The sequence below is a fragment of the Chryseobacterium sp. FG46 genome (assembly GCF_057809135.1).
On sequence record NZ_JBMDJJ010000011.1, the window covers coordinates 13978 to 27238 of the forward strand.

Consider the following 13261-nt stretch of genomic DNA (forward strand, 5'->3'; position numbering starts at 1 on the left):
GAGAGTATGAAAGTATTTTTTGGTAATAAAGTATTTTTTGGACTACAATCAACATTAAACATTATACGTTAAACTCTCATATCCCGTATCTCGAAACCCGATATCTCCACTAACATCTTTTAACAAAATTTACCGATATTTTACGATTCTCCCAGCCTTGTTAGGAATAATTGTTGATTTTTTTTATTAGTACAACACCACAAAATAAAATAATATGAAAAAGTTATTGCTAACAGCCGTTGGAATAGGAATATTTGCAGTGAGCTGTGGAACCAAAGAATCGACAATGTCAACCAGTAGCCGTGATTCAGCAACAGTAGAGAACACACAGAAAAGTATAGCTCCTGCAGCTACTGATACCATGACTACAAAAATGAAGGATCCCGACTCTATCAAAATGAAAAAGGATTCTGCGACAATGTCTCCTGTCAAATAGCATTTTATACATCTAATTAAAAATTGGAAATCCACAAATCACTTATTGTGGATTTTTTTTTATACTTTCTGCTATCATTTTTTTTTATCTTTGATGGAAACAACACAACACAATGATAAAAAAAATTTTAACTGCCTTATTTGATCAAGGTATCAAATTTGATAATGGTGCATTTCCTGAAATTATATCCAAAGCTGAAAAAGAATACAAATTGGTATTTATTAATGCTTATACTTACTGGTGTGATCCCTGTAAACTCATGGCTAAAAATATCTTCACCCTGCAATCTGTGAGTGAATACTACAATCAGCATTTCATAAATGTAAACATTAATACGGAAAAAGGTGTAGGGATTGAATTAGTAGAAAAATACCAAATAAACTCTTACCCCACTTACTTATTTATTAATGGGAAAGGTGAGCTTATTCACAGAGGCTTAGGTTATTTTACAGAAAAAGAGTTTATTCAACTCGGCAAAGATGCAGATGATGCAAATAAAAAGCTGAATGTCTGAAAAAAAATCAATTTTCTTCAACACTAAAATGATCTATATCCTTATTCAAGGCATATAAAGATCTCTTTAGATAGTATACAGATCCTTCAAAAAAGATCCTGGAGAAAGGCTGTGGCATCAATTCTTAACATCAGAAAATATATAAACAGCGGACTTTTATTTCGCAACAAGTGTTTGTTTACAATTGCATTAAAGATTTATTATATTTACTCAAGAAAACCAGTCAAAAAAATTACTATGAAAAAATTATTCTGTACAGGAGCAGTTCTCGGACTTCTTTTCCTTGGAAGTTGTGCACAAAACAAAGAAAAAAGAGAAGAATATAAAGAAGCTCATAATAAAAATTCTCTAAGAAACAGGATGGGAGACTCCGCTGTAGCCAATTCTATCCCGACTCCGGCAGCTGCCGATACGTCAAAAACCAAAACCGACAGCACAAAACTTAAATAAAATCACAAATCCACAGATTACTGTGGATTTGCACTTAAAAAAACTTGACTGAAAAAAAACCGGGCAATCAACCCCGATTATGATATATGATTTTCTTCCTGCTCAGAAGAATATGTCATTAAAAAGCTAAAAATAGGAATCGCAGTTTGTCTTATAATGATCTTTATTCAGAAATGAAATAAAAGTGATAAGCTCTGTAACAGAATTGTGTGCGTACTGTGAAACTGGCGCAAAGATATAATAACAAGGGTTTCCTTTCAAATAATAGGTTGTTCATTTTCGCGAAAATGGCAAGATAGAATTAAATAAAGTCTCCCTTTTTAATCATTTTCAGGAAAATGAACATTTTTATCTGATGCGTTTTCAGCATCCAGATATTTGATATATGCTGATGGAGAAAAGTCTGTAACTGCTTTAAAGACCGCTGCAAATTTGCTGTGTGAAGAGAATCCGCATTCGTCAGCCAGAATACTTATTTTATATTGTCTGTACTTCTCATCATTAATTAGTTTGTCTACAATATAGTTGATTCTTAAACGATTGATATACGTTTTGAAATCTGCATTTTTATGCTGATTGATTACGTAAGACAAGTATTTTGTATTGGTATTCAGTTCCCCTGCAAGAAAAGACAAAGACATTCCTTTATTGTTATAAAGATTACCTTTTTCAAAATCTTCAAGCAGTTCAAGTAATTTCGATTCGGTTTCGGAAGTCATCAGGGAATCATTTCTTCTTCGGTCTGCCTCCGGGTCTTTTTCATCAATTTCTTCCACAAATATATTCGAAAACTCAGAATCGCCGGATTGAGCTAAAGGATAATGAGTTCTGTTACTGATCATACGTAACTGGGTTCTTATAATATTTCTGAATTTTGAGCGCTGTTTTCTCTGCTTTGTCCTGAATAAAACAAGTAAGCCAACCAGCGAAGTAAACAGAATGACAATGGCAGCATTTTTCACCAGATTCATCTGCCCTCCTTTCTTATTGCTCTTCCCTTTCAGAGTCTCAGCTCCCATTGTTACAAAGCTTTGATTACGGGCTGCTATGCTGTCATAAGCATGCATATATTTCACCGCATATAATGAAGCTTTAAAATTGTCTCCCATTCCTTCATAGTAATCATTAATATTGGAATAAACTGCTTTTTTAAGTTTAAGACTTCGGGATGTATCTGCAATTTTTTCTGCTTTTTTAAGATACCGTTCAGCATCTTTCCAGTTTTTCTGCTTTAGGCGGATTCCTCCTAATCCATTGTATACCAATCCCAGGGTACAGCTTCCATTTTTCAGCAATCCTTCTGCTTTTCGGTAATAACTTTCGGAAACAGAATAATCATTAAGTTTGAAATAGACATCTCCCAACAACTGATAAGAAGCTGCTGCTGTTCTGTTTTTATTATTGCTGTTTATTTTTCCAAAATATTTCAGAGAGGACTCAATATTCTGTATTGCATTGGGAAAATTCCCCATCTCCATTTCATAGAAGGCCATTTCCTGATTCAGAAGTCCAGCCGCTTCATTACTTTTCTGAAAATCAACAATCTGTCCTGAAGCATACAGCCCTTTTATAATATATTTTTTGGATCTTTCGTATAACCCTACCTGTCTATATTGCCTCGCAAGTAATCTGGTCACCACAGCCATCCATTCCGGATCATTAATCTGATTGATCACGGAATGGGCATTTTCACTGTAACAGATTGCTTTTTTAAGTTCACCTGCATGCTGATATAGTTCTGAAGAGAGCACAAGGCATTTTATTTTCTCTGAAGGTTGTTGTGCCTTCATGTAGAGAGAATCTGCAGTTTTTATTGCTTTGGGTAAATCCTTATAGGCTGTTACGGAAGAGGTTCTCTCACAGATAAGGTCAAAGTTACTTTTTTTCTGAGCGAATAGAGGGACTGATGTTGTCAGCAGAAACAAAAATTTCAAAAGACTTTTAGTCATAGAAGAACAAATTATTATTTTGATTTTATAATAATTCATCATTATTTTTACGGGAGTGTCTTTTTGTTTTTTACAAAACTAGTGATATTTTATTTTTTATTAAAATATTATATTGAAATTTAATCATTTAACTCAAAACAATCATTTACGTTAATTTTAATAATAAAACCAAAATAATAAAAGATTATCTTTAATACAAGCTGACATCTGTATTAAAATCAAATTTCCTGTGTAATTATTTTCAATATGAACGGCTCATGTGTCATCATATTTATTACATTTGCAAGGAATAAAAAGTTTTATGAAAAAAATAGCAATACTTTCCTCAATCTTTATAGGAGCCCTTGCATGGGCGCAGGGAATTAAATTTGAAGAAGGCAATTTCGCCTCTATTCTTGCCAAAGCAAAAAAAGAAAAAAAGCTGGTCTTTATTGATGCATATGCCTCATGGTGTGGACCTTGTAAACTGATGGTTAAAAACATTTTCCCCCTTCAGTCTGTAGGAGAATATTACAATTCTCACTTTATCAATGCTAAAATTGATATGGAAAAAGGAGAAGGAATTGAGCTGGCCAAAAAATATAATGTAAAAGCATTTCCTACTTACCTTTTCATTGACGGAAGCGGTGAAGCAGTACACAGAACGTTAGGATATGTGGAAGAAAAAGACTTTATCCAGTTTGCAAAAGACGCAGAAGATCCAAACAAAAGACTCACTTCTCTGAAGCAGCAGTTTGAAAAAGGGGAAAAAGATCCTGAGTTTTTAAAAAATCTTGCCGGACTTACCATGTATAACGATGCTGAGTTTGCAGGGAAAGTTCTTAACCGTTATTTTCAACAGAAAACAAGCTTAGATCAGGAAGATATCCAAATGCTTCTTTCGGGAGTACAAACTACAGAAAGTCCTTTGTACAAAATTTTCCAGGATAAAAAAGCTGATATCATTAAATTCTTCCCTGAGGATAAATATGAAAAGTTTGATAAAAATATTAAGCTGAACACCGTTTCTAAAAAAGCGTATAATCCGGATACAAAGAAATGGGATGACAGCTATTTCATGGCTGAAACCCAGAAATTTCTGAGCAAAGAAGAAGCTGATAAGATCTTAAAAAGAATGAAAGCCAACAGAGCTTTAAAGAATAAAGATATTCCTGAGTATGAAAAATTAATTCTTGACCTTTACAAAGATTATTCTGCAGTTGGTTCTGATGAACTGAATTCTCTTGCATGGAACTTTTTTGAAAATGTAAGCAATAAAACTTCTCTGGAAAAAGCCATTGCCTGGGCACAGGAATCTGTAAAGAAAAAACAGAGCTATGCAAATACCGATACTTTAGCCAACCTATACAATAAGATTGGTGACAAAAAAAATGCAAAAGTTTGGGCTGAAAAGTCTATTGAACTGGCCAAAAGCACAGGACAGGATTCTTCCGACACAGAAAAGCTATTGAAGAGTCTTTAATTAGATTTAGTTAATCAACAAAAACCGCAGAACTGAAGTTCTGCGGTTTTTGTTTTTTTTTGAAAATACTTTAGTTATTATATACCAAAACCTGCATTTTAGTAAGCATTGCTTCTGTATCACCATTATATCCGCTATAGCCAGAAGGCACAAAATTCACCGTTGCAGATCCGGACCATGCAGAATATTGTACTTTAAATGTATAAGTTCCTGCTGTAAGAGTTACCGATTTTAAAAATGTCACCGGAACCGGCATACTTGCCAAAGTTGTACCCCCAGGAAAGCTTCCTGCTTTAGAAGCAAAGGCTGAAGAAATTTTTGTTCCGTTTTGTACAAGGGCAAAAACCCCTTGAGTTGAATTACCATCGGTTAATGTTGCATATCCCAAAATAGTAAATAAAAAGGTCTGAGTTCTTCCTGCAGGAACTGTCAGAGTAATTGTTGCGCCTGGCACATCAATTGTCGTTCCCTGTGCGGCTGTAGCAGCAGTAGTTCCCTGTACATAATAAGCGCCGTTAATAGTTCCGCTTATTGTATTCAGGGTTTGCCATGTTGGTGCTGCTCCTGCCCCGCCGGATGTTAAAATCTGCCCTGAAGTACCTGCAATGCCTGCAGTAGTGCCATTACCACCCACATTGATTTCATTGGTAACCTGTAAGGCACCATTAACATGCAGAGCTCTTTGCGGTGTAGTAGTTGCTACCCCTACACTTCCGGCACCTGTTACAGTAACTCTATTCGTATTATTGGTGAGAATATTTACAGGATTTGCCGAGATGGTATTCACGTTCATACTGGTACTGGTTCCGGATGTTGTAACCTGTGCTGCTCCGTTATTATCTACAAACATATTTAAAACAGCTGAACCACCGTTTGCCTGAAATGCACCTCTTGAAGAACCCGTTGCCGATACAATTCCCTGGGTTCCTGTTGTTCCGATAGATACGTCATTGGTACCATTGATAAAAGAAAGCGCATTCCCTGCTGTAGTAACAGTCCTGTTTCCCGCAAGAGTACCATTTGCCGTATAAATATTAACGGGATTTGCTCCAGCTGCTCCTCCCTCGGTAGACCTCCAGAATGAATTACTGAAAACAAACTCCAGCGCTTTGCCGTTTGGAATGGTAATCCCATCCAGTACTGCCCCAAATCCACCTGTGGTATTGTTATAGACAATAAGCCGCTGGCCCGGGTTGGGAGCAGCAAATGCAGAAATGGCCACCGTTGCTGTAGCAGCTCCGGTAAGCTGTACCTGGCTTACATTAACCGGAATACTAACGGCATTACCTGCAACGGCTAAAGCAGTTTCACGGTTGGTAATGGCTCCGTTCACATCCAATGTGGTACCGGGAGCAGTAAGCCCAAGCCCCAGATTACCATTAGAAGTCATCACCAGGTCATCTTTAGCCTGAACGGCAGTAGGCACTCCTGTTGTCGGATTATTCTTTAATCCGTCAATATTAAATACTCCCTGAGGATTGGAAGTATTAATCCCTACTTGTGATTTAGCCACCAGGGAAAGGGTGGTAAGTAAGCCTGCTAGTAATAAATTTTTTCTCATAATGTATATATTAAACTTAATATTCGCTCATACAACCTTTTTTATAAGCCACTTGTATTACGAAACTGAACGATTGGGAATGATCTTTCAATTTTCTAAATATTTTTAAAGGAATAATTTTATTTAAAGTTACAAAAAAAACATACACAAGCAACTAAACACCTCAAAATCTATTATTTAAATATAAAATTTAACATATAAACAACAAATCATTCGAAAACAAAACACAATTAAGTGAAATATAAATAAGAGCAAATAGACTTTAATAATGTAAAAATTATTTAAAAAAAATCCTTCTAAAGGGATATTACCCATCAATAAATAAGAAAATGAACATAATCATAGCCTGAAATGTATAAAACCATTCTCTATACTATCGAAATTTGTATAGCTGGCAGCAATACCACATTATGTCTGGTAATAATTTTTTGACAAAAAAGCTTTATTTTAAAACTTAATAATGCCGGCAGATCATTCTTTGCATGAAAATCGTTTCCCGGAAAACAGTTGTGGGGAAATAATAAAAAAGTCCTTTTTAACTGGTTGTAAAAAGGACTCTGCTAATTTTCATATAGGAATAAATTAATATTCAAACAATACGCTTCCCCACGTAAATCCGCTTCCGAATGCTGAAAGGAGTACAAGGTCTCCTCTTTTGATTTTCCCTTGCTCAATCGCTTCACTTAAAGCAATGGGAATAGAGGCAGCTGTTGTATTTCCATATTTCTGGATGTTATTAAAGATTTTATCCTCCGGTAATCCAAATTTTTCCTGTACAAACTGAGCAATTCTCAGGTTGGCCTGGTGTGGAATAAACATGTCAAGATCCTCTACTTTTTTTCCGGCTTTATTCAATGCTTCCATCATCGTTTCAGGGAATCTTGTTACTGCATGTTTGAATACGAAGTTTCCGTTCATAATCGGATATACTTCTTTGTTTGTTACATTTTCAGGATCTCTTCTCATTCTGTCACTCCATCCGTATTTCGATCCCGGAAACTGGGTACAAAGATCGTCTGCATATTTTCCTTCAGAATGCATATTCACCGCTAAAATATCTCCTGCATTTTCATTTTCTGATGCAGAAAGAACAACAGCTCCTGCGCCATCACCAAAAATGACAGATACCCCTCTCCCTTCGTCAGAAAAATCCAGTCCGAAAGAGTGAACCTCTGCTCCTACCACAAGAATATTTTTATAGGTACCTGATTTGATGAATGCATTAGCAACGCTCATAGCATATACAAATCCTGAACACTGGTTTCTTACATCCAATGCTCCGATGGTATCACATCCCAGCATATCCTGAAGTAATACCCCACACCCCGGAAAATAATAATCCGGCGAAAGCGTTGCAAAAACAATATAATCAATATCTTTTGAGGTAAGGCCAGCATTATGGATGGCTTTTTCTGCAGCTTTAAAACCCAGATAAGCGGTAGTTTCCTGAGAGTCATCTCTGTTTTTTCTATGTCTTCTTTCCTTGATACCCGTTCTTTCTGTAATCCATTCGTCATTGGTAGCCATGAGTTTTGCTAAATCATCATTTGTAACAACGTTATCTGGAACATAAAATCCAACCCCTTTTATTGTACTTTTAATCATATAGTTTTTTAATTTTGGCAAAGATAAAACTTATTTAACACATAGTTTTTCAAAATATTAGTATTTTTACTTTATGCCAATTGATACGATATACAGAACCTCCCAGTGCGAATGGGTAGATGTAGAGGCTCCTACTTTAGAAGACCTGAAATTTCTTCATGAAAGATATGAAATCAACAATCTTCTTCTGGAAGATACGATGGATCCTAATCACCTTCCGAAATATGAAGAAGACGGGAATGTAAAATTCTTTTTACTCCGTGAAAGTACAGAGCTGGAAAGAAAGAATTTGAACACCATAAGTGATATCAGCACCAAAATCGGGATTTTTCTGGTGGAAAATACCATTATTACCATCCACAGGATGAAGACCAGAAGTATTTCTGATACCAGGAAAAAAGTTTCTTTGATTCAGGAAGACCTTAAACCTCAGCAAATCATTCTGATGATTGCGATATTGATCATGAAAAGCTTTGATGATGAATCTTTAAGTCTGTTCGAAACAATGGACAATATAGAGAATGAAATTTTTCTTAAAAACACCAATCATACCAGCCAGATCCGCCGTCTTTATAAGCTGAAGCGAAAATCAGGATTAAATTCCCGGGTATTGGTAATTTCTACAGATGCTATTGATAAATTTAAACTGCTGAATTTACAGGACTCAGAAATTGTTGATTTAAAAGATAAACATAAAGATGTGGTTGCCGATTTTGATCATTTAAATATTCAGATTACCAACCTTATTTCTATGTTTCTGGCACTTTCGGATCAAAAAGCGAATCAGGTGATGAAAGTTCTGGCGATTTATTCAGTTTACTTCTTACCAATTACCTTTATTGCCGGAGTTTACGGGATGAATTTCGATAATATGCCTGAGCTTCATCATAAGTATGGATATTATATAACAATAGGACTGATGGCTGCAGTTGTGATCAGTACGTTTATTTACGTGAGACGAAGACAGTGGTAATTTAATATAAACCCAAGGCTGCTCATCTTCAACAAAATACAATCCGGTTGATTACCTTTTGTCTTTAACCTGAACACCATCAAAACAAAATACCATGACTCCTGAAAACCTTAACAAAATTCTGGAAGATTCTTCTCTGTCAGAGGCATCCAAGGACAAATTGCTTGCTTTACACAGGAATATCTCTTCCAAAGAATTCTCTGATCTTCTGGATCAGAATGGTAATCAGTATATAGAATTTGTACAGGAAGGAGGAGGTGTCTGGGGAAGTGCATTGGTAGGCTATCTGTATGGGCTGGAAATATTTGGAATTCGTTTTCTGAAAGTAGCAGGAACGAGTGCCGGAGCTATTAATACCATGCTTATTGCTGCCTGTAAGACCAAAGAAGAACCTAAAAGTGAACTTATCAAGGATATTCTTTTCAGCTGGGATTTTTCGGATTTTATGGATGGAAAAAGCTATGTAAAAACGACTCTCCATGCGATGCTGAACAACAAAGATTTCTTTAAGATCAATGCTGTTATTGCCGCTATCCTTTTTATTATTCTGATTAGTATTCCTTTTTTCGCTCCTTCAACAACAATTCTGAATGCCAAACTGATGTTTCTGATTCCTCTGATTCCGGCTGTCATTCTCTTTTTCTGTATTCAAAAGCTGTACAATAACTTCAGGAAAGAAAACAGCGGACTGAATCCCGGAAATGTTTTTCAGAATACCATGCAAAATGCGCTGGATCAATTTGGAATACAAACAGTTGCCCATCTCAACAAAAAATTTATTCAGAAAGAACAGGAACTCAATCTCAGCTACCGCTATGGGAACGGGCAGGAATATTATCAGATGGCTTTGCAAAACATCGAAAAAATTAAAATCAAAAATCAGGTACACATTGACCAAACCCGATACAGAATTTTCTATGAAAGTGCTGTCAATAATGACTACTATAAAAACAATCCGTTTTACCTTCTTACATCAGAATATGTTGTTATTACCACTGATATCAATGCCAAAATTAAAGTAGAACTTCCTACAATGGCCAATCTCTACTGGTCCGAAGAGGAACTGAAACATATCAGTCCTGCCGAATTTGTAAGAGCTTCTATGGCAGTTCCTTTTTTCTTTGAACCTTTCCAGAAACCAATCAATAGGGACGATGATTCTGTAAAATATGCCTGGAGATACTGGATGAATACGAAACCCGAAGACATTAATCCTGCAGGAGTTTTCATTGATGGCGGCAGTATTTCCAACTTTCCTATTGACCTGTTTCATGCGGATGAAGTTTTTTATCCCAGAATGCCTCTTTTTGGGGTACAGCTAACCAGCGATTCTGCCATTCTTTCTGAAAAAGGGAAAACCAGTGAAGAAATCCTTAAAACACCGTTCAGCTACGCAGGAAATATCATCAGCACTCTGAAAGGGTTTAATGATAAGACATTCCTTACCAAACATACTTTTTATCGTTTATACAGCATACAAAGTGTTAATTGCGGTACCAGCAGCTGGCTGAATTTCTTTATGAAAAAAGAAGAAAAGGAAGAACTTTTTAACAGAGGTTTTCAGGCTGCCCTTGATTTTCTCAACACCTTTGATTGGGAAAAGTACAAATATGAAAGAATGATGCTTACGATGAAGGAGAAAAAAATATTGAAAGAAGAGGATACGCCGACGGTAGGATAAAGATTTTTAGGTATTTTAACCGAAAAGCAAATTTAATCATGAAATACATCTGCCAATGCTGTGGGGAAGAAAAAGAAGATTGGCCTGCGATAGCCTATTCATACCCTTATTTTTATTCCTGTTTATCCGAAGAAGAATTAAAAAATGCTGAACTCAGTTCAGACTTGTGTGTCGTCAAAGATCCTGAAGATATCCACAGATTTATCCGTACTGTTATGATACAGGAAGTTACAGATGACTGCAGAGATCTGGATTACGGAATCTGGGTTTCTCTGAGTGAAAAAAACTTCAAGGAATATGTTGAAAATTATGACAATAAGGAATTCGAAGCTGAATATTTCGGATGGCTTTCCACCTATCTTCCGGATTATGAGTTTGAGGAAAGTATTCCCACAACGGTTGTGGTAAACAATGCTATTGGCAGACCATTTGTTTATCCCCATCAAAATTATGACCATCCGTTTGTTGATGATTTTTATAATGGGATTACCAAAGAAGAAGCGGAGAAGAGAATCAACAGGGTTTTAAATAAAGAATAGATGAAATCAATTTACAAATACATTATTTTCTCTGGATTATCAATGATTGTCCTATCCATTATAATGTTTTTTACATCTGTTGGATTATTTACAGCCAGAGGTGGCTATCCTAAAATCATCATTAAACTAGGTGAAATTTCTTTTTTACTTTGGCTTCCTGTCTTAATCATAGGAATATTTTTATCTATATTAGGAATAGGAATCTATTTAACAAAAAATACTAAATAGATTCCTATTGATCACTATAAATTATCCAAGAATTCCAGATACATCGGAACACTTCTGTTGATCCATTCATCGGAAGAATCTCTTTCAATTCCGTAATAAACAAAAGGTTCTTTATAGTCTGCTTTTATATAATCAAAAGTCAGTTCATAAGGTCGGAGAAGTTCCTTCATCGTGTATTTATATTCTCCGGCTTTAGAATATCCATCTTCATCTATTCCTGCGGTAACAGCCAGTGACATTTTCTTTCCGGCCAGTTTGAAACCGCTTTTGCTTCCATACGCCCAGCCATATAAAACCACCTCATCCAGCCATTGTTTTAAAAGCGGCGGACTGCTGAACCAGTAAAAAGGAAACTGAAATACAATTTTGTCATAAGATTCCATCAGCTTTTGCTCTTCTGCTACATTGATTTTTCCATCAGGATAAGCCTCATACAGCTGATGAACAGTATATTTTTCAGGGTGTTTTTTTAACTCTTCGATCCATTTTTTATTGATCGCTGATTTTTCAATATCAGGATGCGTCACAATCACTAATGTTTTCATTATGTCTAAATTTCTATCACAAAATTACAACACGTTACTTACATTTCGTACATTAGCAACCTATTGTATGGTACTGTAAAAAATGTAAGTAATGACTAAAATAAAGGAAACCTCAACCAATTTTGCCAATAAAAAAGCCCTTGCAGATGAATGTCCGGAAATCTATGCTTCCAATATTATCGGAGGACAATGGGCATTGGCAATCTGCTGTTATCTGATCAATGGAAAAATGAGATTTGGTGAACTTAAAAAAAAGCTTCAGAACATTACCGAACGTATGCTTACCCTTCAGCTTCGCAGGCTTGAAGAAGATAAAATCATCACCAGAACAGTGTATGCAGAAGTTCCGCCAAGAGTAGAATATGACCTTACAGAAATTGGCTATAAGCTGAAACCCATCATTCTTGAATTTGAGAAATGGGGAAATGAACATAAACAGATTATGGAAAAGAAATAAAAAGGTTTTGGTTAAAGGATTTTTGCAAAGATCTTACACTCAACGAAGCTAGACACATAAAAATGATCTGATCAATTCAATAGAAATGGGCTTGAGCCAGAGCTTAAAATCCTGGCTACCAGCTGACATATAAAATGGACTTTCTTTTTCTATTCTTAATTTTCGGAAGCTGGATTCCTCCGGAATGACACAGTGTATGCATAATATCAAACAGTCCTATATGTCATTCCGTAGAAATCCAGGCTTATTAATTGAAAGAATAGTTGTATTCTACTTCCCCTCAGCCTCTTTCCACAAAGGCTTTTCAGCCAAAACTTTTGAGTGTATCGGACAGGTTTCATGATGAGCTCCTTTCAGATATCCGGTGCTCATAAGAAATTCATTGACAATCTCTCCTCCTGTGAATTTGAACGTTTTCTTGAATAGCTTCATCCATTCCTGTAATGTTTTGGGGTGATGATGTTCCAGCCATTTTTCGAATGAACTAAATTCCTTTTGAAGCTCAACGATTGTTTTTGCATTTTCAATAGCAGCATTTACTTTTAGCTTATTCCTGATAATTCCCGGATCATTAAGCAATCTCTCGCGGTCTTTTTCGGTATAAGCAGCTATTTTCTGAATATCAAAATGATCATAGGCTTTTCTAAAGCTATCTTCTTTTTTCAGAACAGTTTCCCAGCTTAGTCCTGCCTGATTAATTTCCAGAATCAATCTTCCAAACAGTTCATTATCATCATGGATAGGATATCCGTAATAGTTATCATGATAATTCTTGTGCAGTTCTTTCCTGCTTTCAGGCTGCATTCCTTCTATGGCTAAACAATAACTCATTGAAATATTCTGTTTAAATTCTAAATAATA

The 13261-nt window shown here is 35.7% G+C and carries 14 protein-coding genes; 9 read left to right on the forward strand and 5 right to left on the reverse strand.

Going from position 1 to position 13261, the window contains the following annotated elements; all coding sequences use genetic code 11:
- Positions 1-286 precede the first annotated feature (286 nt).
- From ACODR7_RS09995 to ACODR7_RS10005, 3 genes are all read left to right on the forward strand, one after another.
- Entirely contained in the window at positions 287-436 is a 150-nt protein-coding gene (locus tag ACODR7_RS09995) for a hypothetical protein (RefSeq protein ID WP_488838891.1), read from the forward strand.
- Positions 437-548: 112 nt separating this feature from the next.
- Complete coding sequence (locus ACODR7_RS10000) at positions 549-950, forward strand: thioredoxin family protein (protein ID WP_488838892.1); 402 nt, start codon at positions 549-551, stop codon at positions 948-950.
- A gap of 237 nt (positions 951-1187) precedes the next feature.
- The gene (locus tag ACODR7_RS10005; protein WP_488838893.1) at positions 1188-1400 is read left to right on the forward strand and encodes a hypothetical protein; all 213 of its coding nucleotides are present in this window, start codon (positions 1188-1190) and stop codon (positions 1398-1400) included.
- 320 nt (positions 1401-1720) lie between these two features.
- Here the strand turns inward: ACODR7_RS10005 and ACODR7_RS10010 are convergent, their stop codons facing one another.
- Complete coding sequence (locus ACODR7_RS10010) at positions 1721-3349, reverse strand: tetratricopeptide repeat protein (RefSeq protein ID WP_488838894.1); 1629 nt, start codon at positions 3347-3349, stop codon at positions 1721-1723.
- A 301-nt stretch (positions 3350-3650) separates the two neighbouring features.
- On the opposite strand from ACODR7_RS10010, the gene ACODR7_RS10015 reads away from it, so the two are divergent.
- On the forward strand, positions 3651-4811 hold the full coding sequence (locus tag ACODR7_RS10015) for a thioredoxin family protein (protein ID WP_488838895.1): 1161 nt from the start codon (positions 3651-3653) through the stop codon (positions 4809-4811).
- 70 nt (positions 4812-4881) lie between these two features.
- Here the strand turns inward: ACODR7_RS10015 and ACODR7_RS10020 are convergent, their stop codons facing one another.
- Together ACODR7_RS10020 and ACODR7_RS10025 are read right to left on the reverse strand one after the other, a co-directional pair.
- A complete protein-coding gene (locus ACODR7_RS10020) occupies positions 4882-6372 on the reverse strand; it encodes a hypothetical protein (protein ID WP_488838896.1) in 1491 nt (496 codons plus the stop codon).
- Positions 6373-6954: 582 nt separating this feature from the next.
- Positions 6955-7977, reverse strand: a complete 1023-nt coding sequence (locus ACODR7_RS10025) for a 3-oxoacyl-ACP synthase III family protein (RefSeq protein ID WP_488838897.1) — start codon at positions 7975-7977, stop codon at positions 6955-6957.
- Between the two features lie 73 nt (positions 7978-8050).
- Here ACODR7_RS10025 and ACODR7_RS10030 point away from each other — a divergent pair, with 73 nt between their 5' ends.
- The 4 genes from ACODR7_RS10030 to ACODR7_RS10045 all read left to right on the forward strand — a co-directional run bounded on the left by ACODR7_RS10030 (position 8051) and on the right by ACODR7_RS10045 (position 11398).
- Entirely contained in the window at positions 8051-8950 is a 900-nt protein-coding gene (locus tag ACODR7_RS10030) for a magnesium transporter CorA family protein (protein WP_488838898.1), read from the forward strand.
- Between the two features lie 94 nt (positions 8951-9044).
- Complete coding sequence (locus ACODR7_RS10035; RefSeq protein WP_488838899.1) at positions 9045-10631, forward strand: patatin-like phospholipase family protein; 1587 nt, start codon at positions 9045-9047, stop codon at positions 10629-10631.
- 38 nt (positions 10632-10669) lie between these two features.
- Positions 10670-11170, forward strand: a complete 501-nt coding sequence (locus ACODR7_RS10040) for a DUF2199 domain-containing protein (protein ID WP_488838900.1) — start codon at positions 10670-10672, stop codon at positions 11168-11170.
- Positions 11171-11398, forward strand: a complete 228-nt coding sequence (locus ACODR7_RS10045; RefSeq protein ID WP_488838901.1) for a hypothetical protein — start codon at positions 11171-11173, stop codon at positions 11396-11398.
- Between the two features lie 14 nt (positions 11399-11412).
- Here ACODR7_RS10045 and ACODR7_RS10050 read toward each other — a convergent pair whose 3' ends face one another.
- Positions 11413-11943 carry an NAD(P)H-dependent oxidoreductase gene (locus tag ACODR7_RS10050; RefSeq protein ID WP_488838902.1) on the reverse strand — a complete coding sequence of 177 codons (531 nt, stop codon included), beginning with the start codon at positions 11941-11943 and terminating at the stop codon, positions 11413-11415.
- Between the two features lie 91 nt (positions 11944-12034).
- Here ACODR7_RS10050 and ACODR7_RS10055 point away from each other — a divergent pair, with 91 nt between their 5' ends.
- Positions 12035-12400 (forward strand): winged helix-turn-helix transcriptional regulator, encoded by a 366-nt coding sequence (locus ACODR7_RS10055; RefSeq protein ID WP_488838903.1) that lies wholly within the window; start codon positions 12035-12037, stop codon positions 12398-12400.
- 270 nt (positions 12401-12670) lie between these two features.
- Here the strand turns inward: ACODR7_RS10055 and ACODR7_RS10060 are convergent, their stop codons facing one another.
- Entirely contained in the window at positions 12671-13231 is a 561-nt protein-coding gene (locus tag ACODR7_RS10060) for a DNA-3-methyladenine glycosylase I (RefSeq protein WP_488838904.1), read from the reverse strand.
- Positions 13232-13261: the final 30 nt, after the last annotated feature.